This is a genomic window from Pseudomonas sp. D47 (assembly GCF_045447305.1).
Taxonomy (GTDB): Bacteria; Pseudomonadota; Gammaproteobacteria; order Pseudomonadales; family Pseudomonadaceae; genus Aquipseudomonas.
The window spans coordinates 1-22684 of the sequence record NZ_JBJGXU010000003.1 but is presented as its reverse complement, the minus strand read 5'-3'; the positions used below and the strand labels follow the sequence as shown (position 1 = coordinate 22684).

Below are 22684 nucleotides of genomic sequence, written 5' to 3'. Positions count from 1 at the left end.
CTGTGATGAATACCTCTACCGAACACGCTGCTGATACGCCGAAAATCTACTCGCTGAAAAACGTCAACCGCGTCTTCGGCAAAGGCAAAGACGAACTGCAAGTGCTCAGCGGCGTGGACTTGAGCCTGCACGAAGGCGAGATCGTCGGCATGCTCGGCCGCTCCGGCTCAGGCAAGTCCACGCTGTTGCGCATCATCGCCGGGCTGATTCAGCCGTCGTCGGGCGAAGTCCTCTATAACGGCGTGCCATTGCACGGCCCGGCCGAAGGCGTGGCCATGGTGTTCCAGACCTTTGCGCTGTTCCCCTGGCTGACCGTGTTGGAAAACGTCGAAGCCGGCCTGCAAGCCTTGCAGGTCGAACGCCAGGAAAGCCGCCGACGCGCCCTGGCCGCCATCGACCTGATCGGCCTGGACGGCTTTGAAAACGCCTACCCGCGTGAGTTGTCCGGCGGCATGCGCCAGCGCGTGGGGTTTGCCCGCGGCCTGGTGGTGAACCCGACCTTGCTGCTGATGGACGAACCCTTCTCCGCCCTGGACGTGCTCACCGCCGAAACCCTGCGTACCGACTTGCTGGATTTGTGGAGCGGCAAACAGCTGCCGATCAAGTCCATCCTGATCGTGACCCACAACATCGAAGAAGCGGTGCTGATGTGCGACCGCATCCTGGTGTTGTCGTCCAACCCCGGCCGTGTGGTCGCCGAAATCAAAGTGCCGTTCGCGCACCCGCGCAACCGCCTGGACCCGACCTTCCGGCAAATGGTCGATGACATCTATGCGCTGATGACCGACCGGCGCAGCGCCGATGCCAAAGGCATACCCGAGTTGAAAATGGGCAGCCTGCTGCCGGAAGTGTCCACCAACCTGATGGCCGGCCTGATCGAAACCCTGGCCGCCGAGCCTTACAACGGCCACGCCGGTTTGCCGACGGTTGCCGAACGGCGCCTGCTGGAAGTGGACGACCTGTTCCCAGTGGCGGAGATGCTTGAGCATTTAGGGTTTGCCGAACTCAAGGGCGCCGACATCACCCTCACCGACGCCGGCAAGCTGTTCGCCGACTACGGCACCCAAGAGCGCAAAACCCTGTTTGCCGAGCACTTAATCCGGCACGTGCCGTTGGCCGCGCGCATTCATCACGTGCTGCTGGAACGCAGCGGGCATCGGGCGCCACGGGTACGCTTCGAGCAGGAATTGGAAGACTCGATGACCGAAGCTTTTGTGGAAAAAACCCTGGAAAGCGTGGTGGCGTGGGGGCGGTATGCGGAGATTTTTTCGTATGACGACCACACCGAGACATTTAGCCTGGATGATGTGGAAGGCAGTATGTAATTACCTGAGGCCACCACCCATCCAAAGGTGGGAACAGGCTTGTGTGGGAGCGGGCTTGCTCGCGAATGCCGTGTGTCAGTGACAGATGAATTGCCTGACACTCCGCTTTCGCGAGCAAGCCCGCTCCCACATTAGTTTTGTAGTGCCTTCTAAATAACGAACAGATCTACAAACCGGTTAACCGGCGTGGCCTCAAGCCGCGCCTGATCCTTGCACAACGCAAAAATCTCCCCACTGCGCTGCGCGGTAAACCGCGTGGCCAGGTTGGCCTTGAACTTGTCTTCCAGCAACGGAATGCCGTCCACCCGACGCCGACGATGCCCAATCGGGTACTCCACCGCGACCTGCTCGGTGTGAGTGCCATCCTTGAAAAACACCTGCACCGCGTTGGCGATAGAGCGCTTGTCCGCCTCCAGATATTCACGGCTGTAGCGCGGGTCTTCGACGATGACCATCTTGTCGCGCAACTCATCAATGATCGGATACTCGGCGTGGAATTCATCCTCGTACTGCTCGGCCACCAGATTGCCAAAGGCCAGCGGTACGGCGGTCATGTATTGCAGGCAGTGGTCGCGGTCGGCGGCGTTGGCCAGTGGCCCGACCTTGGAAATGATGCGAATCGCCGACTCGTGGGTGGTGATCTCGATGCGTTCGATGTCAGCCAGGCGATCTTTGACCTGTGGGTGCAACGTCACCGCCGCTTCGCAGGCGGTTTGTGCATGGAACTCGGCGGGAAAGCTGATCTTGAACAGCACGTTTTCCATCACGTAGGTGCCGTAGGGCTGGGACAGGCTGAACGCGCGTTTGTCTTCAGGCTTGAGCGCCAGGTCCTTGTTGGTGTGGCTGAACAGCACGTCGTAGAAACCCCACTGCGGCGCGCTCAACACACCAGGAATGCCCATCTCGCCGCGCAGGGCGATATCCGCGAGGCGCACACCACGGCTGGATGCATCGCCTGCCGCCCAGGATTTGCGCGAGCCGGCGTTCGGCGCATGCCGATAAGTACGCAGTGCCTGGCCATCGACAAACGCGTGGGACAACGCAGCCAGCAACTGCTCGCGGTTGGCGCCCATCAGCTTGGCCGTGACCGCCGTGGAGGCGACTTTCACCAGCAGCACATGGTCAAGGCCGACGCGGTTGAAGGCGTTTTCCAGGGCAATCACACCTTGGATTTCGTGGGCCATGATCATCGCTTCCAGCACCGCGCGCACGGTCAGCGGCGCGTCGCCATTGGCCACGCGCTTTTGCGAAAGATGATCAGCCACGGCGAGGATGCCACCGAGGTTATCCGAAGGGTGACCCCATTCGGCGGCGAGCCAGGTGTCGTTGTAGTCGAGCCAACGCACAATGCAGCCGATGTCCCACGCGGCTTTGACCGGGTCCAGGCGGAACGAGGTACCGGGCACGCGCGCGCCGAACGGGACGACGGTGCCCTCGACGATCGGCCCCAGGTGCTTGGTGCACTCCGGGAAACGCAGGGCCAGCAGGCCACAGCCGAGGGTGTCCATCAGGCAGTTGCGGGCAGTGTCCAAGGCGTCCCGGGACTCGATGCGGTAATTGAGGACGTAATCGGCGATGTCCTGCAGGACCTGGTCGTAGTCGGGGCGGTTGTTCTGGTCGACGTTGGCGCTCATGGCAGTTCTCCAAACAGTTAGGGGTTGTTCCATCCTCAGGGTCAGGGTTGATCGTGGTGTGGCAGGTCTGATTGCCTGCCTTGGTCGTGCGGATACCACCATTGCGTGTGGGAGCGGGCTTGCCCGCGATGGCGATCTGTCAGTCGCACATAAGGTGACTGGTCCACCGCATTCGCGGGCAAGCCCGCTCCCACATGGGGTCGGTGCAAGCTGTTAGAAGGCGTCGCCTGGGACGCGGACGAAGCCTTCCATAAGGACTCGCGCGCTGCGGCTCATGATGGCTTTTTTAACGACCCATTCACCGTTCACTTGAGTCGCTTCAGCACCGACACGCAAGGTGCCCGACGGATGCCCGAAGCGCACCGCATTGCGCTCAACACCACCGGCGGCGAGGTTCACCAAGGTGCCGGATATCGCCGCCGCCGTGCCAATCGCCACCGCCGCCGTGCCCATCATGGCGTGGTGCAACTTGCCCATGGACAGCGCGCGCACCAGCAAATCCACATCACCGGCCTTGATCGCCTTGCCACTGGACGCCACGTAATCGGCAGGTTTGGCCACAAACGCGACCTTCGGCGTGTGCTGACGCTGGGCGGCTTCGTCGAGGTGCTTGATCAGGCCCATGCGCAATGCGCCATAGGCCCGCACAGTCTCGAACATCGCCAGGGCTTTGGGGTCGCTGTTGATTGCGCCTTGCAGCTCGGTGCCGGTGTAGCCGAGGTCTTCAGCGTTGATGAAAATCGTCGGAATGCCGGCGTTGATCAGCGTCGCCTTGAAGGTGCCGACACCGGGCACTTCAAGGTCATCGACCAGGTTGCCAGTGGGAAACATCGAGCCACCGCCGCCCTCTTCTTCCGCCGCCGGGTCCATAAACTCCAGCTGCACTTCGGCGGCGGGAAAGGTCACGCCGTCGAGTTCGAAGTCGCCGGTTTCCTGCACCGCGCCGTCGGTGATCGGCACGTGAGCAATGATGGTCTTGCCGATATTCGCCTGCCAGACCCGCACCACGGCCACGCCGTTGCGGGGCACTCGGGCCGGGTCGACCAGGCCGGCGCTGATGGCGAACGACCCCACCGCTGCCGACAGGTTGCCGCAGTTGCCGCTCCAGTCGACAAAAGGCTTGTCGATCGAGACCTGGCCAAACAGGTAGTCCACGTCATGATCGGCGCGGGTGCTCTTGGCCAGGATCACGGTTTTGCTGGTGCTCGAAGTGGCGCCGCCCATGCCGTCGATTTGCTTGTCGTAGGGGTCGGGGCTGCCGATCACCCGCAACAGCAAGGCATCGCGCGCGGCACCCGGCACCTGCGCGGCGGCGGGCAGGTCCTTGAGGCTGAAAAACACGCCCTTGCTGGTGCCGCCACGCATGTAGGTGGCGGGGATCTTAATTTGCGCTGCGTGTGCCATGGTTAACCTCTCAGGCGGTCGCCGCCGATTCCAGGAAGTCCTGGGCAAAACGTTGCAACACGCCGCCCGCCTCGTAGATCGACACTTCTTCGGCGGTGTCCAGGCGGCACGTCACCGGCACCTCGACACGTTCGCCATTCTTGCGGTTGATCACCAAGGTCAGCTGCGCACGCGGGGTGCGTTGGCCGACCACGTCATAGGTTTCGCTGCCATCGATGTTCAGTGTGTGACGGTCGGTACCCGGCAGGAACTCCAGCGGCAACACGCCCATGCCCACCAGGTTGGTGCGGTGAATACGCTCAAAACCTTCGGCGGCAATCGCTTCCACACCGGCCAGGCGTACGCCCTTGGCCGCCCAGTCGCGGGACGAACCCTGGCCGTAGTCGGCGCCGGCAATGATGATCAGCGGCTGCTTGCGCTCCATGTAGGTTTCGATGGCTTCCCACATTCGCGTGACCTGGCCTTCCGGCTCGATACGTGCCAGGGAACCCTGCTTGACCTTGCCGTTTTCCTGGACCATTTCGTTGAACAGTTTCGGGTTGGCAAAGGTCGCGCGCTGCGCGGTCAAGTGGTCGCCACGGTGGGTCGCATAGGAGTTGAAGTCGACTTCCGGCAGGCCCATTTTCGCCAGGTATTCACCGGCGGCGCTGCCCGGCATGATCGCGTTGGACGGCGACAGGTGGTCGGTGGTGATGTTGTCCGGCAGCACCGCCAGCGGGCGCATGCCCTTGAGCGGGCGCGCACCGGCTAACGCGCCTTCCCAGTAAGGCGGGCGGCGGATGTAGGTGCTTTGCGGGCGCCAGTCGTACAGCGGCGCGACTTTGGGGCCGGTGTCTTCGTGGATCGCGAACATCGGGATGTAGACCGCGCGGAACTGCTCCGGCTTGACCGAGGCCTTGACCACGGCGTCGATCTCTTCGTCGCTCGGCCAGATGTCTTGCAGGCGGATTTCCTTGCCGTTGGCGTCGAGGCCAAGCACGTCTTTTTCGATGTCGAAACGGATGGTGCCGGCAATCGCGTAGGCCACCACCAATGGCGGCGAAGCGAGGAACGCTTGCTTGGCGTACGGGTGAATGCGCCCGTCGAAGTTGCGGTTACCCGACAACACGGCGGTGGCGTACAGGTCGCGGTCGATGATTTCTTGTTGGATCACCGGGTCGAGTGCGCCGGACATGCCGTTGCAGGTGGTGCAGGCGAATGCCACGACACCAAAACCCAGCTGCTCCAACTCGTGGGTCAAGCCCGCTTCGTCGAGGTACATCGCCACGGTTTTCGAACCCGGTGCCAGCGAGGATTTGACCCACGGCTTGCGCGTCAGCCCAAGCTTGTTGGCGTTACGCGCCAGCAGGCCGGCAGCGATCACGTTGCGCGGGTTACTGGTGTTGGTGCAGCTGGTGATGGCGGCAATGATCACCGCGCCGTCGGGCATTTGCCCCGGCACTTCGTCCCACTGGCCGCTGATGCCCTTGGCCGCCAGGTCGCTGGTGGCGACGCGGGCGTGCGGGTTGCTCGGCCCCGCCATGTTGCGCACGACGCTGGACAGGTCGAAGGTCAGGCCACGCTCGTACTGCGCGCCCTTGAGGTCATCCGCCCACAGGCCGGTGTGACGCGCGTATTGCTCCACCAGGGTGACTTGTTCGTCTTCGCGGCCGGTGAGTTTCAGGTAGGCGATAGTCTGCGGGTCGATGTAGAACATCGCCGCCGTGGCGCCGTATTCCGGGGCCATGTTGGAGATAGTCGCGCGGTCGCCCAGGGTCAGTTTGGAGGCGCCTTCGCCGAAGAACTCCAGCCACGCGCCGACCACTTTTTGTTTACGCAGGAACTCGGTCAGCGCCAGCACCATGTCGGTGGCGGTGATGCCGGGCAACAGCTTGCCGGTGAGCTCCACGCCGATGATTTCCGGCAGGCGCATCCACGAGGCACGGCCGAGCATCACGCTCTCAGCTTCGAGGCCGCCGACGCCGATGGCGATCACGCCCAGGGCGTCTACGTGCGGCGTGTGGCTGTCGGTGCCGACGCAAGTATCAGGGAAGGCCACGCCATCGCGCACCTGGATCACTGGGGACATTTTCTCCAGGTTGATCTGGTGCATGATGCCGTTGCCCGGTGGGATCACGTCGACGTTCTTGAAGGCCTTTTTGGTCCACTCGATAAAGTGGAAACGGTCTTCGTTGCGACGGTCTTCGATGGCGCGGTTTTTCTCGAACGCGTCGGGGTCAAAACCACCGGCTTCGACGGCCAGGGAGTGGTCGACGATCAGTTGGGTCGGCACCACCGGGTTGACCTGGGCCGGGTCACCGCCTTGTAGGGCGATGGCATCACGCAGGCCGGCGAGGTCGACCAATGCGGTCTGGCCGAGGATGTCGTGGCACACCACGCGCGCCGGAAACCATGGGAAGTCGAGGTCGCGCTTGCGGTCGATCAGTTGGCTCAGGGACGCATTGAGCGTGGCCGGGTCGCAGCGGCGCACCAGGTTCTCCGCGAGTACGCGTGAGGTGTAAGGCAAGGTGGCGTAGGCGCCAGGGGTGATTGCATCGACGGCCGCACGGGCGTCGAAGAAATCCAGGCGGCTGCCGGGGAGCGATTTGCGAAATTCAGTGTTCATCGTCAGGACTCGGTCACGGTAGGTTCACAGGGTGGACTGTCGACACTGGCCTGGCTTTCTGTGGGAGCTGGCTTGCCTGCGATGGCATCACTGCGGTGTGACAGGTACACCTGGGTGATTCGATCGCAGGCAAGCCAGCTCCCACAGAACAGCACATTTGCCAAAGTGCTCAGCTCATCCCATTCAGCGACGTTCGATTGGCACGAACTTGCGCTGCTCTACGCCGATGTACTCGGCGCTTGGACGGATGATGCGGTTGTTGGCGCGCTGTTCGAACACATGCGCGGCCCAGCCAGTGAGGCGCGAACACACGAAGATCGGTGTGAACAGCTTGGTCGGGATGCCCATGAAGTGGTACGCCGAGGCATGGTAGAAGTCAGCGTTGGGGAACAGTTTCTTCTGCTCCCACAGGGTCTTGTCGATGGCTTCCGAGACCGGGAACAGCACCGTGTCGCCCACTTCGTCAGCGAGCTTTTTCGACCAGCCCTTGATCACTTCATTACGCGGGTCGTTGTCTTTGTAGATCGCATGGCCGAAGCCCATGATCTTGTCTTTGCGCGCCAGCATGCCGAGGGTGCCTTCGACGGCTTCTTCAGCCGAGCCGAAACGCTCGATCATTTCCATCGCCGCCTCGTTGGCGCCGCCGTGCAGCGGGCCGCGCAGCGAGCCGATGGCGGCGGTGACGCAGGAATACAGGTCGGACAGGGTCGAGGCACACACGCGAGCGGTAAAGGTCGATGCGTTGAATTCGTGCTCGGCATAGAGAATCAGCGACACGTTCATGACCTTCTCGTGCAGCTCGCTCGGCTTCTTGCCATGCAGCAGGTGCAGGAAGTGGCCGCCGATGCTTGCCTCGTCGGTCACGCAGTCGATGCGCTGGCCGTCGTGGCTGAAACGGTACCAGTAGCACATGATCGCCGGGAAGGCGGCGAGCAGGCGGTCGGTGACATCACGTTGCACGCTGAAGTCTTTCTCGGGCTCGATATTGCCCAGGAACGAACAACCGGTGCGCATTACGTCCATCGGGTGGGCGTCGGCAGGGATGCGTTCCAGCACTTCTTTCAGCGCCTGGGGCAGGTCGCGCAGTTTGCTCAGCTTGTTGCTGTAGCCGGCCAGTTCGGCTTTGGTCGGCAGCTCGCCGTAGAGCAGCAGGTAGGCGACTTCTTCAAATTGCGCATCGGCGGCGAGTTCGCGCACATCATAACCACGATAGGTCAGGCCGGCACCGGCCTGGCCCACGGTCGACAGTGCGGTCTGCCCGGCCACCTGGCCACGCAGGCCGGCACCACTCAATACTTTTGCTTCAGCCATGGTTCTTCTCCAATTTTGTAGTTATTCAGGGAAGCCGTTCTTTACTTTTTCGCGGCGAACAGCGCGTCGAGCTTCTGCTCGAAGGTGTGGTAGTCGATGCGATCGTAAAGCTCCATGCGGGTTTGCATGGTGTCGATCACGTTCTGCTGGGTGCCGTCGCGACGGATCGCGGTGTAGACGTTCTCGGCGGCCTTGTTCATGGCGCGAAAGGCCGAGAGCGGGTACAGCACGATGGAAACATCGGCAGATTTCAACTGTTCGGTGGTGTACAGCGGAGTCGCGCCGAATTCGGTGATGTTGGCCAGGATCGGCGCCTTCACGCGGGAGGCGAAGAGTTTGTACATCTCCAGCTCAGTGATGGCTTCCGGAAAGACCATGTCGGCGCCGGCTTCGATGCAGGCGGCAGCGCGTTCCAGGGCGGACTCCAGGCCTTCGACGGCGAGGGCGTCGGTGCGAGCCATGATCACGAAGCTGTCATCGGTGCGCGCATCCACGGCGGCCTTGATGCGGTCGACCATTTCCTGCTGGGACACGATTTCTTTGTTCGGGCGATGACCGCAGCGCTTGGCGCCGACCTGGTCTTCGATATGAATGGCGGCGGCGCCGAACTTGATCATCGACTTGACCGTGCGCGCCACGTTGAAGGCCGAGGAGCCGAAGCCGGTGTCCACGTCCACCAGCAGCGGCAGGTCGCACACGTCGGTGATGCGGCGCACGTCGGTGAGTACGTCATCCAGGCCGGTAATCCCCAAGTCCGGCACGCCGAGGGAACCCGCGGCTACACCGCCACCCGACAGATAAATCGCCTTGAAACCGGCGCGTTTGGCCAGCAGCGCGTGGTTGGCGTTGATCGCGCCCACCACTTGCAATGGATGTTCGCTGGCGACTGCATCACGGAAACGCTGGCCTGGAGTGGTTTTATTGTTGGAACTCATGACTCACCTCGCTGAGTGGCTGTCTGGGGGGCACCGTCCGGGAAGTGACGGGCGATATTGCGTTTGGAGGCGCCGATATGGCGGCGCATCAACAGTTCGGCCAGTTCACCGTCGCGATCGGCGATCGCGTCAAGAATGCGGTGATGCTCGGCAAAGGCCTGGCGTGGACGATTAGGGGTGGCGGAGAACTGGATGCGGTACATGCGCACCAATTGGTACAGCTCACCGCAAAGCATTTGGGTCAGGGTGCGATTACCGGCGCCTTGAATTATCCGGTAATGAAAATCGAAGTCGCCTTCCTGCTGGTAGTAGCCCAGGCCGGCTTGGAACGCTTCGTCACGTTCGTGGGTGTGCAACACCTGGCGCAGCTCTTCGATTTCCGCGTCGGTCATGCGCTCGGCGGCCAAACGGCAGGCCATGCCTTCCAGGGATTCGCGGATTTCATAGAGCTCGATCAGCTCGGCGTGGCTCAAGGACACCACTCGCGCGCCAACGTGAGGCACGCGCACCAGCAGGCGCTGGCCTTCCAGGCGGTGGATCGCTTCGCGCAACGGCCCGCGGCTGATGCCGTAGGTGCGCGCCAACTCCGGCTCGGAAATCTTGCTGCCGGGGGCGATCTCGCCCTTGACGATCGCGGCCTGGATACGCCGGAAGACGTTCTCGGACATGGTCTGGGAATCGTCTTGCGCCACCACTGGGGTTTCCAGCTGATCCAGCATATTGTCGACACCTTTAAAAGCAATGTGGCAAAAACTAGCCAATCAGCCCCTATTAGTCAAAGAATAAATACACATTGTCGACAATCGTCTAATAATCCCGTCTGCACCTCATCGGGGCATGGCCGCCTGCCAGCGCTGGCGCCAAAAAAGCATCATGTTAGAATGCCCGCCGCTTTTGCCTGACATCACTTGATGAAACGGCGCACGAGGGAGTTTGCGCAGCAATGCCAGTCGCCTTGAATAAACATCGCACTGCACCGCCTCAGGATCTATGAGACTCAAGCCCTTCCTTCTAGTGTTTTGCCTAGTGTGCCTACCGAGCCTTGGCGTTGCCGCCGAGAAGACCGTGTATGGCCTGAATGAATACGCGAAACTGGCGGGCATTGACCTGGAAGTCGCGGCCAAACTCGACACCGGCGCCAAGACCGCCTCGCTGAGCGCCCGCGATATCAAGCGTTTCAAGCGCAACGGTGAATCCTGGGTACGCTTCTACCTGGCCATCGACACCGCCCATTCCCACCCCATCGAACGCCCCCTGGCCCGCGTCAGCAAGATCAAGCGCCGCGCCGGTGACTACGACCCCGATGAGGACAAGAACTACACCGCCCGCCCAGTGATCGCCCTGGACATCTGCATGGGCACTGCTTTACGCAGCATCGAAGTGAACTTGACTGACCGCAGCGCATTCCAATACCCGCTGCTGATCGGCTCCGAAGCCTTGAAACGCTTTGATGCGCTGGTCGACCCCAGTCTTAAATACGCAGCGGGCAAACCTGCCTGCGCCGCCGACGCTCATACCGCCGAGTAAACCGAATGCGCTCTCTGACCCTGCACCTGAAAATCCTGATCACCATCCTGGTGGTGTTGGGTATTTCGGTCACCGCCTACCAGATTTTCGTGCTGGGGATTCCCGTCACCGAAGACGCCACCGACGACCTGTGGAACATCGACGCCAAAGTCGAGTTCGTCGCCAACCCCAAAGACCCGGTGAAGGTCTCGATGTTCGTGCCGCCCCTGAGCCGCGACTTCGTCAGCCTCAACGAGAGTTTCATCTCCAATAACTACGGCGTGAGCGTCAACCGCACCGACGGCAACCGCAAGGTCACCTGGTCGGCCCGCCGCGCCAAGGGCAACCAGACGCTGTATTACCGCCTGGTGCTGACCAAGCGTTACAGCGGCGAAAAGGTCAAAGTCAAAGGCCCGACCTTCCGCGACAGCATCGCCGTGGAAGGCCCGGAAAAGATCGCCGCCGAAGCCCTGCTGGCGCCGATCCGCCAGCACTCGGCTGACGTCGAGACGTTTATTACCGAAGCGATCAAGCGCACCAACAACCTCAACGACGACAATGTGAAACTGCTGCTGGCGGGCGACCCGTCGACGCCACACAAAGCCAAAATCGTCGAGTTGCTGCTGTCCATCGCGCACGTGCCGGTGGAAAAAGTCCACACCATCCGCCTCGTCGCCGACCAGCCGCAAACCCCAGAACTGTGGCTGCGCAGCTTCAACGGCAATGACTGGCTGTACTTCAACCCGGAAACCGGTGAGCAAGGCCTGCCCGCCGACCGCCTGCTATGGTGGACCGGCGATGAAAACCTGATCACGGTCGATGGCGGCAAGAAAGCCATGGTGACGTTCAGCCTGAACAACAGCGAAATGAACGCCATTCGTCTGGCCAAGCTGACCGACGAAAATACCGACGCCAATTTCCTCGAATACTCGCTGTACGGCCTGCCGCTGCAAACCCAGCAGACCTTCATGATCATGGTGATGATCCCGATTGGCGTGCTGGTGATCCTGATTCTGCGCAACCTGATCGGCCTGCAGACCCTCGGCACCTTTACCCCAGTGCTGATCGCCCTGGCGTTCCGAGAGACGCAGTTGGGCTTCGGGATTGTGCTGTTCACCATTATTACGGCGTTGGGGCTGTCCCTCAGGTCATACCTGGAACACTTGAAGCTGCAGATGCTGCCCAGGCTTTCGGTGGTGCTGACCTTCGTGGTGGTGCTGATTGCCGCCATCAGCCTGTTCAGCCACAAGCTGGGCCTGGAGCGTGGGCTGTCGGTGGCACTGTTCCCAATGGTGATTTTGACCATGACCATCGAACGCCTGTCGATCACTTGGGAAGAACGCGGCGCCAACCATGCGCTGAAAGTGGCGATTGGTACGCTGTTCGCCGCGTCGCTGGCGCACATCATTATGAGTGTGCCGGAACTGATCTACTTTGTGTTCACCTTCCCGGCGATCCTGTTGATCCTGGTGGGTTTCATGCTGGCCATGGGGCGTTATCGCGGCTACCGCCTGACCGAGTTGGTGCGTTTCAAGGCCTTCCTCAAGGCTGACTCGTAATGTTCGGCTTCTGGAAGACCTGGAAGGCTCTCGAAGCGCGGGGGATCATGGGCATCAACCGGCGTAACGCCGACTACGTGCTCAAGTACAACAAGCGCAGCCTGTATCCGATTGTGGATGACAAGATCATCACCAAGGAACGTGCCATGGCGGCTGGCATCCATGTGCCGGAGATGTACGGGATCATTTCCACTGAGAAGGAAATCGACAAGCTCGACGAGATCATCGGTGGGCGCAGCGACTTCGTGATCAAGCCGGCCCAAGGCGCCGGCGGCGATGGCATCCTGGTGGTGGCCGACCGTTTTGAAGGGCGCTATCGCACGGTGTCCGGCAAGATCATCAGCCATGAAGAAATCGAACATCAGATCTCCAGCATCCTCACCGGCCTGTATTCTTTGGGCGGCCACCGCGATCGTGCGCTGATCGAATACCGCGTGGTGCCCGACCAGATCTTCAAGAGCATCAGCTACGAAGGCGTGCCGGACATCCGCATCATTGTGCTGATGGGCTACCCGGTGATGGCCATGCTGCGCTTGCCGACGCGCCAGTCCGGCGGCAAGGCCAACCTGCACCAGGGCGCGATTGGCGTAGGTGTCGACCTGGCCACCGGCCTGACGTTGCGCGGCACCTGGCTGAACAACATCATCACCAAACACCCCGACACCACCAACGCCGTGGATGGCGTGCAACTGCCCAACTGGGACGGTTTCATGAAGCTGGCGGCCAGTTGCTATGAACTGTGCGGGCTGGGTTATATCGGCGTAGACATGGTGCTGGACCAGGAAAAAGGCCCGCTGATCCTCGAACTGAATGCGCGGCCGGGGCTGAATATCCAGATTGCCAACGACTGCGGCCTGACGTTGCGTACCCATGCGGTGGAAGCGCGGTTGGAAGAATTGAAGGCTGCGGGCGTGACAGAAACGCCGGAAGAACGGGTTAAATTCGTGCAGGCGATGTTTGGGCATATCCCGGCCGTGGAAGGCTGAAGGCCTCATCGCAGGCAAGCCAGCGCCCACATTGGAATACGATCAACCTGTGGGAGCTGGCTTGCCTGCGATAGCGTTGTAACAAGCAACCGATCCCTCACGACAGGCCCTCAATCTGCCTATCGTCGACATCCCCTCTAGGACCAAGGCCTACGGGGGACTACAATCGCCTCCCTCGCGCCAACGGCTGATCCACCCCGCATGTCGACCTGTTCCGTACACCCGCTGCCCTACCGGGCCAACCCCGCCGAGTATTTTACGGCGATTCGCCACGCCCCCGGCGCGGTGCTGCTCGACAGCGGCCGCCCGACTGCCGAGCGCGGTCGTTATGACCTGCTCAGCGCCTGGCCGGTGGAAACGCTAACGGTTCGGTCTGACGAAAACGGCAGTGATTTCCTGCAACGCCTACGCGAAAACCTCACGCAGTTGGGTGAAGCGGGCTTGCCTGCTGGTTATGAGTTGCCGTTCGCTGGCGGCTTGATCGGTTACCTGAGCTACGACTTCGGCCGCCACCTGGAACACATGCCGCACTTGGCGGTGGATGACCTGCACCTGCCGGATGCACGCTTTGGGCTGTATGCCTGGGCGCTGATCAGCGATCACCAGGCGCAAACCAGCCAGTTGGTGTTTCACCCCTCGCTTGCTGACAGCGAGCGACAACGCCTGATTGCGCTGTTCAACGCTGAAACTGCCAACCTCCCGGCGAGTTTCAAACTGAACGGCCCCATGGCCCCAGACCTGAGCGCCGAAGCTTACCGGCAAGCCATCGGGCGCATTCAGGATTACATCCAGGCCGGCGACTGCTACCAGGTCAACTTTGCCCAGCGCTTTCGTGCGCCGTGCGTCGGCGATCCGTGGGCGGCTTACTGCGCCTTGCGTGAGGCCTGCCCTACGCCGTTTTCCGGGTTCCAGAGCCTGCCGGACGACGGTGCAGTGCTGAGCCTGTCGCCGGAGCGCTTTGTACACATCAGCCAGCGCCGCGTCGAAACCCGCCCCATCAAAGGCACCCGCCCGCGCGGTTTGACGCCCGAAGAAGACGCAGCCAACGCCGCCGAACTGCTGGCCAGCCCCAAAGACCGCGCCGAGAACCTGATGATCGTCGACCTGCTGCGCAACGACCTCGGCCGCACCTGCCGCACCGGCTCGGTAAAAGTGCCGGAGTTGTTCAGCCTGGAAAGCTACCCCAACGTGCACCACTTGGTGAGCAGCGTCACCGGCACCTTGGCCGACGACAAAGACGCCCTCGACCTGATCGCCGGCAGCTTCCCCGGCGGCTCCATCACTGGCGCGCCGAAGATCCGTGCCATGCAGATCATCGACGAGCTGGAGCCGACTCGACGCGGCTTGTACTGCGGCTCGTTGGTGTACCTGGACGTGCGCGGCGAGATGGACAGCTCCATCGCGATTCGCAGCCTGCTGGTCAAGGATGGCCAGGTGTGCTGCTGGGGCGGCGGCGGGATCGTGGCGGATTCGCAGTGGGAGGCGGAGTATCAGGAATCGCTGACGAAGGTGCGGGTGTTGTTACAAACTTTGGAAGGCTTGTAGCACCCAGCCCTTCCTGACTTTCAGACGCAGAACCGAGCAGCCGAAAAAACCTGAATCAGAAGGGTCGTGGACGACGCGTGGGCTGCAGGATAGCGTCCAGCCCCTACCGCCCCCCGCCGTTTGTGAAGGATCACATGAAGCGACTGCCTACTCGTCAGAAATTATTTCCGCGATTGCATATCCACCCAACCGCACCTATGATCTCCCAAAATGGGAGATTAAAGCGATGCGCATAATCGCTCTCTCTACCTTACGAATATTCTGGGAAAGCCACCCAGCTTATGGCGATGCCAAAACGCCGATGGTCGAGCTGTATCGTCATATGGAGAAAACCACTTACCAAACACCACAAGCCCTCAAGGCAGAGCTCAGAACCGCGAGTATTCTCAAAGGTGGCAGGGTGGTGTTCAACGTGGGTGGCAACAAGTATCGAGTGGTCATGGCGATCGATTATCAGCGACAGCTGGGGTTCATACGTTTTGCGGGAACCCATGTGCAATACGACCAGATCAACGCGGAGACCGTGTGATGAACATCAAACCTATTCATACCCAGGAAGACCTGACTGCGGCGCTCGCACGCGTCGAGCAGCTATGGGGCGCGCAAATCGGCTCGCCTGAGGGTGACGAGCTGGAAATACTCGCTGTCCTGATTGAGAAGTACGAGGCCGAGCACTATCCAATGCCGGCTTCGGACCCGGTGGAAGCGATTAAATTTCGCATGGAGCAATTGGGTATGACCGCCCGTGACCTTGAGCCCTTTATAGGTACAAGCGGGCGAGTGTCCGAAGTGCTGAATCACAAGCGCAAGTTGAGCTTGGCGATGATCAAGCGCCTGCATGAAGGTTTAAGTATTCCTTATGATCGGTTGCTGGCAGGGGTTTAGGCGGCGCCTGAGCTGGCCCCATCGCAGGCAAGCCAGCTCCCACATTTTGAACTGTGTGAACACGATCCCAAGGTGAGAGCTGGCTTGCCTGCGATAGGGCCATCAGTAGCACTGATGCTCTAAAGGCTCAACGCCCGATTCGACGCCTTGATGAACTCTTTCTTCAAGTCCTCAAACGTATGCACTGCCGGGAATTGTGGGAACTCGCGAATCACATTCTGCGGCGCATGGAACAAGATCCCACGGTCAGCTTCGCCGAGCATGGTGGTGTCGTTGTAGGAGTCGCCAGCGGCGATCACGCGGTAGTAGAGGGTCTTGAACGCCAGCACCGATTGGCGCTTCGGGTCTTTCTGGCGCAGTTGGTAGCTCACCACCCGATCGTTTTCATCGGTGATCAGGCGGTGACAGAGCAAGGTCGGAAAGCCCAACTGGCGCATCAACGGTTGGGAGAACTCGTAGAAGGTGTCTGACAGGATCACCACCTGGAAGCGCTCGCGCAGCCAGTTGACGAACTCGATGGCGCCGTCCAGCGGCTTGAGGGTGGCGATCACTTCCTGAATGTCAGCGAGCTTCAGCCCGTGCTCGTCGAGGATGCGCAGGCGCTGCTGCATCAGCACGTCGTAGTCGGGAATGTCGCGGGTGGTGGCCCGCAGGGATTCAATACCGGTTTTTTCGGCGAAGGCGATCCAGATTTCCGGAACCAGCACCCCTTCCAGGTCGAGACAGGCAATTTCCACAAGACACTCCCATTAGATGTTGTTAGTTGAGCGAGCAAAAGGACTGCCGAACTCTAGCGATTCAAGCTGGCCGCCGCAACGCAGGGCGGATTTTGATACCATCGCTCCCCTATAGAGCGCTCAGCGCCACTGACCTGTAGGAACCGTCCTGATGAACCAAGCCTTCGACGTCGCTGAACTCGCCGCGACTTATGCCAACAAATCCGCCCAGGACATTCTCAAGCTGGCGTTCAGCCAGTTCGGCGATGACCTGTGGATTTCCTTCAGCGGTGCCGAGGACGTGGTGCTGGTAGACATGGCTTGGAAGCTGAACAAGAACGTCAAGGTGTTCAGCCTCGACACGGGCCGCCTGCACCCGGAAACCTACCGGTTCATCGAGCAGGTGCGTGAGTTTTACAAGATCGACATCGAGCTGATTTCGCCGGACCAGAGCAAGCTGGAACCTTTCGTCAAGGAAAAGGGCCTGTTCAGTTTCTACAAGGACGGCCATGGCGAATGCTGTGGCGTGCGCAAGATCGAACCGCTGCGACGCAAACTGTCCGGCGTGAGCGCCTGGGCCACCGGCCAACGCCGTGACCAGAGCCCCGGCACCCGCAGCCAGGTGGCGGCATTGGAAATTGATACGGCGTTCTCCACGCCCGAGCGCACCCTGTACAAATTCAACCCGCTGGCGCAGATGACCAGCGAGGAAGTCTGGGGTTACATCCGCATGCTCGAGTTGCCGTACAACAGCTTGCATGAACGCGGGTTTATCAGCATCGGCTGCGAGCCCTGCACCCGCCCGGTATTGCCGAACCAGCACGAGCGTGAGGGCCGCTGGTGGTGGGAAGAAGCTACGCAGAAGGAATGCGGGTTGCACGCTGGGAATATCATCAGCAAGGCCTGAGATTGAGTGCAGTAAAAATGTGGGAGCGGGCTTGCCCGCGATGAGGGGGTGTCAGTCAATGAGGAGTTGGCTGATACACCGCTATCGCGGGCAAGCCCGCTCCCACATTTGCTTTGTGGTGGATGTAAATCTTGTACACATCAATGTAACCATCGGTGCCATTTATGTGTGCAATCCATGTTCTTTCGCACCAAAACGTAACACCCATCCCCGCATGCTTTTTGCCTCTTGAATAGAGCGCCTCTCCAGCGAAAAATAAATACCTGTTCAAACGGTCAATTTATATCGCTTTTAATTCAGTCAGTTATTTGAACATCTAACAAAAAGGAAATTACTCACGGTTTTGATAGACCGAAAACTGGCACGCATGTGGCTTAAGGTGAAGTGCGCCTTGTATACAATAAATACAAAACATACATACACTTTGCCATCTGAGGCGCTGCCGAAGATGCGCCGGAGCCTGCCGGAATGCGTACACGCCTCTCGAATAACATCGCACTGGATCTGCCCTCCTCCGCCCTGACCCCCGAGCCGGCAAGCCCCGGCCCGCTGGTGCTCAGCCCGCGCCTGCACAACAAGGACCTGGCGCCCACCAAGACCGAGGGCCGACGTTGGGGGCGCTACAGCATCTTTGCGTTGTGGACCAACGACGTGCACAACATCGCCAACTATTCATTTGCCATCGGCCTGTATGCATTGGGGCTTGGCGGCTGGCAAATTCTGTTATCGCTGGGGATTGGCGCGGCGCTGGTGTACTTCTTCATGAACTTGTCGGGGTTTATGGGCCAGAAGACCGGGGTGCCATTCCCGGTGATCAGCCGCATCAGTTTCGGCATCCACGGCGCGCAGATTCCAGCATTGATTCGCGCGGTGATTGCGATTGCCTGGTTTGGTATCCAGACCTACTTGGCCTCGGTGGTTTTTCGCGTGTTGTTGTCGGCGATTCATCCGGGGTTTGCCGAGTATGACCACAACTCGATCCTGGGTTTATCCACCTTGGGCTGGGCGTGTTTCGTGGCGATCTGGTTGGTGCAGTTGGCGATCCTGGCTTACGGCATGGAAATGGTGCGCCGCTATGAAGCGTTCGCCGGGCCGGTGATTCTAGTGACCGTCGCGTCGCTGGCCGGCTGGATGTACTTGCAGGTCGACGGCAACATTGCCTGGTCAATACGCGAGCCGCTGAGCGGCGGCGAGATGTGGCGCAATATCTTTGCCGGTGGCGCGTTGTGGCTGACCATCTACGGCACGCTGATCCTCAACTTTTGCGACTTCGCCCGCTCCTCGCCCTGCCGCAAGACCATCCTGGTCGGCAATTTCTGGGGCTTGCCGGTGAATATCCTGGTGTTTGCCGCAATTACCGTGCTGCTGTGCGGCGGGCAGTTCCAGCTCAATGGCCGGGTCATCGAAAGCCCGACCGAAATCATCGCGGCCATCCCCAACACCTTCTTCCTGGTGCTGGGCTGCCTGGCGTTCCTGATCGTCACCGTGGCGGTGAACATCATGGCCAACTTCGTTGCCCCGGCGTTTGTGCTGAGCAACCTGGCGCCCAAGTACCTGAACTTCCGTCGCGCCGGGTTGATCAGCGCCACCTTGGCGGTGCTGATCCTGCCGTGGAACCTCTACAACAGCCCGCTGGTGATCGTGTATTTCCTCTCCGGCCTGGGCGCACTGCTGGGGCCGTTGTACGGGGTGATCATGGTCGATTACTGGCTGATCCGTAAAAATCAGGTGGACGTGCTGCAGTTGTATAGCGAAGACCCGAAGGGGGTTTATTACTACAGCCGCGGCGTCAATTTGCGCGCGGTGGCGGCGTTTGTGCCTGCGGCAGTGATCGCGATTCTGTTGGCGCTGCTGCCCGGCTTTGCCAGTGTGGCACCGTTTTCCTGGTTGTTTGGCGCCGGTATTGCAGGGCTGTTGTACCGGCTGATTGCCAAGCGCCAAGCGTTCTACGCCGATGTCAGCGGCGAAAGCATTGCAGTCGATAACGTCAGTCATTAATCAAGGACATTCCATGCGCATCCTCGTGGTCAACGTCAACACCACCGAATCCATCACCGAAACCATCGCCCAGCAGGCACGGGCCGTGGCCTCGCCGGGCACTGAGATCGTCGGGCTTACCCCGTACTTTGGCGCCGAGTCGGTGGAGGGCAATTTTGAAAGCTACCTGGCCGCTATCGCCGTGATGGATCGGGTGATGGCCTACGATCAGCCGTTTGATGCAGTGATCCAGGCCGGCTATGGCGAACATGGCCGTGAAGGTTTGCAGGAGTTATTGAACGTGCCGGTGGTGGACATCACCGAAGCGGCGGCCAGCACCGCGATGTTTTTGGGCCATGCCTATTCGGTGGTGACCACGCTGGACCGCACCGTGCCGTTGATCGAAGACCGGCTGAAACTTGCCGGCCTGTATGAGCGCTGCGCCTCGGTGCGCGCCAGCGGCATGGCGGTGCTGGAGCTGGAAGAAGACCCGCTGGCGGCCATGGAAGCCATCGTGCGCCAGGCGCAATTGGCTATCCGTGAGGACAAGGCCGAGGTGATCTGCCTGGGCTGCGGCGGCATGGCCGGGCTGGATGAGCAGATTCGCCAGCGCACCGGCGTGCCGGTGGTGGATGGGGTGACGGCGGCGGTGACGATTGCTGAATCGCTGGTGCGGCTGGGGTTGTCGACGTCGAAGATCAGGACGTATGCGGCGCCGAGGCCGAAGAAGGTCATTGGTTGGCCCGGTATGTTCGGCAGGTAGACCGAGGCGTCTGCATCGCGGGCAAGCCCGGCTCCCACATGGGAAGGCGGTCGGATGTGGGAGCCGGGTTCCCACATGGAATGCGGTCGGATGTGGGAGCCGGGCTTGCCCGCGATGGCCGCGATTCGGTAGGCAGCCGTGATCAAATCGCGCTGAACCGTTGCCCCAGTTTCTGCTCGACAAACTGCTCGATGATGAACTCCACGAACGCGCGGGTCTTGCCGGGCAGCAGTTTGTGTTCGGCGTAGTAGAGAGAGATGCTGCCGTCGTCGACGTACCAGTCGGGCAACACCCGTACCAATGCGCCGCTGTCGAAGAACGGCATGGCCATCGGCATGCTCACCAGCGCGATACCCAGGCCTTGGGCGCTGGCGCAGCAGGCGGCTTCGGAATCGCTCATGGTCATGCGCGGCTTGAGCACCAGCGGGCGTTGTTCACGTTCCGGGCCGGTGAGCTGCCAGGTACGCACGCGGCCAGTTTGCGGAGAGCGGATCAGGATGCCCAGGCACCGCGATAAATCTTCGGGCGCGTGCACCGGCAGGCGTCGCGCCAAGTAATCCGGGGACGCCACCAACACCCGATGCGCGGGGGACAGCTTGCGCGCCACCACGCCTTGGGGCAGTTCAAAACCACCGCCGATGGCGGCATCGAAGCCTTGGCCGATCAGGTCGACCTGGCGATTATCGAAATGCCAGTCGGGGCTGATATCCGGAAAGCGCCGCATGAACTCCGCCAGCAACGGCACCACATAACGATTGCCGAACACCGTGCCCATGCTGACCTTGAGCGTGCCCACCGGCCGCCCTTCGGCGCTGGCAAGGTTAGCCACGGCATTCTGGATGGTGGTGAGGCTGGCGCTGACTTCTTCGAGGAACAGCTTGCCGGCTTCGGTCAGGGTCAGGCGTCGGGTGCTGCGTTGGAACAGGCGCACACCCAGGCGCGCTTCCAGCTTGGCGACGCTTTTACCCACCGCCGCCGGGGTCAGGCTAAGGTGCCGGGCGGCTTCGGCAAAGCTGCCGCCTTCGGCGCTGCGCACGAAACATTCGATACTGCCAAAGCTTTCCATATCAGCTCATTCTAAACTTTTGGTTTACACAGACTATAGCAATCACGGTCTACCGGGTTGGGTGGGTGAAGTCGATACTCGACCCATCAACTACTTGGAGATCGACATGACCACACACAACCTCATTGGCAAAGTCGCCTTGATCCAAGGCGGTTCCCGCGGCATTGGCGCTGCCATCGTCAAGCGCCTCGCCGCGCAAGGCGCAGCCGTCGCCTTTACCTACGTCAGCTCGGGCGCAAAAGCCGAAGAGCTGCAGAACAGCGTGATCAGCGCCGGCGGCAAAGCCTTGGCGATCCAGGCCGACAGCGCGGATGCCACGGCGATCCGCAATGCGGTCAACGCCACCGTCGAAGCGTTTGGGCGCCTGGATATCCTGGTGAACAACGCCGGTGTGCTGGCCATCGCGCCACTGGAAGATTTCAAGCTGGAAGACTTCGACCAGACTCTGGCGATCAATGTGCGCAGTGTATTTATCGCCACTCAGGAAGCGGCCAAGCATATGGGTGAAGGTGGCCGAGTGATCAACATCGGCAGCACCAATGCCGAGCGCATGCCGTTTGGCGGGGGCGGGCCGTATGCGATGAGCAAGGCGGCGCTGGTGGGGTTGACCAAGGGCCTGGCACGGGACTTGGGGCCGCGCGGCATCACCATTAACAATGTGCAGCCTGGGCCGGTGGACACGGACATGAACCCGGCGAGCGGTGAGTTTGCCGAGACGTTGATCGGGTTGATGGCGGTGGGGCGTTATGGGCAGGTGGAGGAGATTGCGAGTTTTGTGGCTTATCTGGTGGGACCTGAGGCGGGGTATATCACTGGGGCCAGCTTGACCATTGATGGTGGCTTCAGCGCATAACCCAATGTGGGAGCTGGCTTGCCTGCGATGGCGCGCTTGAGGACGCTATCGCAGGCAAGCCAGCTCCCACATTTGTCAGGCCATGGGTGGCAAGCCATACGCGGTCAGGTCGAAGTCTGCGAGTTTGCGGATGATCTGGTCGGCGTGGTGGTATTTGCTGTCGGCCATGGCTTCATCGGGCACGGCGATGGCGGTCATGTTGGCGGCTTTTGCGGCGGTAACACCGAACGGCGAATCTTCGAACACCAGGCAGTCTTCTGGCGCAACGCCCAGGCGGCGTGCGGCGGTCAGGAAGATGTCCGGCGCAGGCTTGGCGGCACCGACTTCCGGGTCGTCAGCGGTGACGATGGTACCGAACAGGCCAAACCATTCGCGGTGCAATGTGGTCTTGTGGCCAAACGAGTTGCGCGACGAACTGGTGCCCACCGCAATCGGAATGTTATGCGCCTTCAAGTGCCGCACCAGCGCTTCGGCGCCGGGCATGCCCAGGGCCTTGGGGAAACGCTCGCTCATCAGCGGTTCGCGGATTTCCAGAAACTCAGCCGGCGTAATCGGCAGGTCCAGCGCCTTGACCACGTAGTCGGCCAAGTCCTGGGCCCCACGCCCGATGATGTGCTGCTTGATGCCCCAGTCATAGGTGCGGCCGTAGCGTTCGGCGATGATCTGCGTGACTTCGGTGTAGATGCCTTCGGTATCCAGCAACAACG

General features: G+C 60.9%; 20 protein-coding genes. 11 read left to right on the top strand and 9 right to left on the bottom strand.

Annotated features, from left to right (window positions below; translation table 11 throughout):
• Positions 1 to 5: 5 nt before the first annotated feature.
• Positions 6 to 1325, top strand: a complete 1320-nt coding sequence (locus ACI77I_RS03980) for an AAA-associated domain-containing protein (RefSeq protein WP_406996995.1) — start codon at positions 6 to 8, stop codon at positions 1323 to 1325.
• 149 nt (positions 1326 to 1474) lie between these two features.
• On the opposite strand, the gene prpD is transcribed toward ACI77I_RS03980, so the two are convergent.
• The 6 genes from prpD to ACI77I_RS03950 all read right to left on the bottom strand — a co-directional run bounded on the left by prpD (position 1475) and on the right by ACI77I_RS03950 (position 9933).
• Complete coding sequence (gene prpD / locus ACI77I_RS03975; protein WP_406996994.1) at positions 1475 to 2959, bottom strand: 2-methylcitrate dehydratase; 1485 nt, start codon at positions 2957 to 2959, stop codon at positions 1475 to 1477.
• A gap of 213 nt (positions 2960 to 3172) precedes the next feature.
• Positions 3173 to 4363 carry a 2-methylaconitate cis-trans isomerase PrpF gene (gene prpF, locus ACI77I_RS03970; protein ID WP_406996993.1) on the bottom strand — a complete coding sequence of 397 codons (1191 nt, stop codon included), beginning with the start codon at positions 4361 to 4363 and terminating at the stop codon, positions 3173 to 3175.
• Positions 4364 to 4373: 10 nt separating this feature from the next.
• Positions 4374 to 6968, bottom strand: coding sequence for a Fe/S-dependent 2-methylisocitrate dehydratase AcnD (gene acnD / locus ACI77I_RS03965; protein WP_263273801.1), 2595 nt, complete (start codon positions 6966 to 6968; stop codon positions 4374 to 4376).
• 183 nt (positions 6969 to 7151) lie between these two features.
• A complete protein-coding gene (gene prpC / locus ACI77I_RS03960; protein WP_406996992.1) occupies positions 7152 to 8279 on the bottom strand; it encodes a 2-methylcitrate synthase in 1128 nt (375 codons plus the stop codon).
• Between the two features lie 41 nt (positions 8280 to 8320).
• Positions 8321 to 9214, bottom strand: a complete 894-nt coding sequence (gene prpB, locus ACI77I_RS03955) for a methylisocitrate lyase (RefSeq protein ID WP_021491517.1) — start codon at positions 9212 to 9214, stop codon at positions 8321 to 8323.
• Positions 9211 to 9933: a GntR family transcriptional regulator gene (locus tag ACI77I_RS03950; protein ID WP_064453641.1), complete on the bottom strand. Its 723-nt coding sequence runs from the start codon at positions 9931 to 9933 to the stop codon at positions 9211 to 9213. The genes prpB and ACI77I_RS03950 overlap by 4 nt, the downstream gene beginning before the upstream one ends.
• Positions 9934 to 10204: 271 nt before the next feature.
• On the opposite strand from ACI77I_RS03950, the gene ACI77I_RS03945 reads away from it, so the two are divergent.
• From ACI77I_RS03945 to ACI77I_RS03920, 6 genes are all read left to right on the top strand, one after another.
• A complete protein-coding gene (locus ACI77I_RS03945) occupies positions 10205 to 10741 on the top strand; it encodes an ATP-dependent zinc protease (protein WP_094950306.1) in 537 nt (178 codons plus the stop codon).
• Positions 10742 to 10746: 5 nt separating this feature from the next.
• On the top strand, positions 10747 to 12279 hold the full coding sequence (locus ACI77I_RS03940) for an inactive transglutaminase family protein (protein ID WP_094950307.1): 1533 nt from the start codon (positions 10747 to 10749) through the stop codon (positions 12277 to 12279).
• Complete coding sequence (locus ACI77I_RS03935) at positions 12279 to 13265, top strand: alpha-L-glutamate ligase-like protein (protein WP_094950308.1); 987 nt, start codon at positions 12279 to 12281, stop codon at positions 13263 to 13265. The genes ACI77I_RS03940 and ACI77I_RS03935 overlap by 1 nt, the downstream gene beginning before the upstream one ends.
• Positions 13266 to 13466: 201 nt before the next feature.
• Positions 13467 to 14810 carry an aminodeoxychorismate synthase component I gene (gene pabB, locus ACI77I_RS03930; protein WP_406996991.1) on the top strand — a complete coding sequence of 448 codons (1344 nt, stop codon included), beginning with the start codon at positions 13467 to 13469 and terminating at the stop codon, positions 14808 to 14810.
• Positions 14811 to 15036: 226 nt separating this feature from the next.
• A complete protein-coding gene (locus ACI77I_RS03925) occupies positions 15037 to 15339 on the top strand; it encodes a type II toxin-antitoxin system HigB family toxin (protein ID WP_094950310.1) in 303 nt (100 codons plus the stop codon).
• On the top strand, positions 15339 to 15695 hold the full coding sequence (locus ACI77I_RS03920) for a type II toxin-antitoxin system HigA family antitoxin (protein WP_094950311.1): 357 nt from the start codon (positions 15339 to 15341) through the stop codon (positions 15693 to 15695). Before ACI77I_RS03925 ends, ACI77I_RS03920 begins: the two co-directional genes overlap by 1 nt.
• A 119-nt stretch (positions 15696 to 15814) precedes the next feature.
• Here ACI77I_RS03920 and thrH read toward each other — a convergent pair whose 3' ends face one another.
• Complete coding sequence (gene thrH / locus ACI77I_RS03915; protein WP_094950312.1) at positions 15815 to 16432, bottom strand: bifunctional phosphoserine phosphatase/homoserine phosphotransferase ThrH; 618 nt, start codon at positions 16430 to 16432, stop codon at positions 15815 to 15817.
• A gap of 151 nt (positions 16433 to 16583) precedes the next feature.
• On the opposite strand from thrH, the gene ACI77I_RS03910 reads away from it, so the two are divergent.
• The 3 genes from ACI77I_RS03910 (at position 16584) to ACI77I_RS03900 (ending at position 20058) form a co-directional block, all read left to right on the top strand.
• Complete coding sequence (locus ACI77I_RS03910) at positions 16584 to 17318, top strand: phosphoadenylyl-sulfate reductase (protein ID WP_003214958.1); 735 nt, start codon at positions 16584 to 16586, stop codon at positions 17316 to 17318.
• Positions 17319 to 17786: 468 nt separating this feature from the next.
• A complete protein-coding gene (locus ACI77I_RS03905; protein ID WP_406996990.1) occupies positions 17787 to 19316 on the top strand; it encodes an NCS1 family nucleobase:cation symporter-1 in 1530 nt (509 codons plus the stop codon).
• Between the two features lie 13 nt (positions 19317 to 19329).
• Complete coding sequence (locus ACI77I_RS03900) at positions 19330 to 20058, top strand: aspartate/glutamate racemase family protein (protein ID WP_406996989.1); 729 nt, start codon at positions 19330 to 19332, stop codon at positions 20056 to 20058.
• Between the two features lie 142 nt (positions 20059 to 20200).
• Here ACI77I_RS03900 and ACI77I_RS03895 read toward each other — a convergent pair whose 3' ends face one another.
• The gene (locus ACI77I_RS03895; protein WP_094950315.1) at positions 20201 to 21124 is read right to left on the bottom strand and encodes a LysR family transcriptional regulator; all 924 of its coding nucleotides are present in this window, start codon (positions 21122 to 21124) and stop codon (positions 20201 to 20203) included.
• Positions 21125 to 21230: 106 nt separating this feature from the next.
• On the opposite strand from ACI77I_RS03895, the gene ACI77I_RS03890 reads away from it, so the two are divergent.
• Positions 21231 to 21977 (top strand): 3-oxoacyl-ACP reductase family protein, encoded by a 747-nt coding sequence (locus ACI77I_RS03890; protein WP_406996988.1) that lies wholly within the window; start codon positions 21231 to 21233, stop codon positions 21975 to 21977.
• Between the two features lie 75 nt (positions 21978 to 22052).
• On the opposite strand, the gene ACI77I_RS03885 is transcribed toward ACI77I_RS03890, so the two are convergent.
• The gene (locus tag ACI77I_RS03885; protein WP_406996987.1) at positions 22053 to 22682 is read right to left on the bottom strand and encodes an HAD-IA family hydrolase; all 630 of its coding nucleotides are present in this window, start codon (positions 22680 to 22682) and stop codon (positions 22053 to 22055) included.
• Positions 22683 to 22684: the final 2 nt, after the last annotated feature.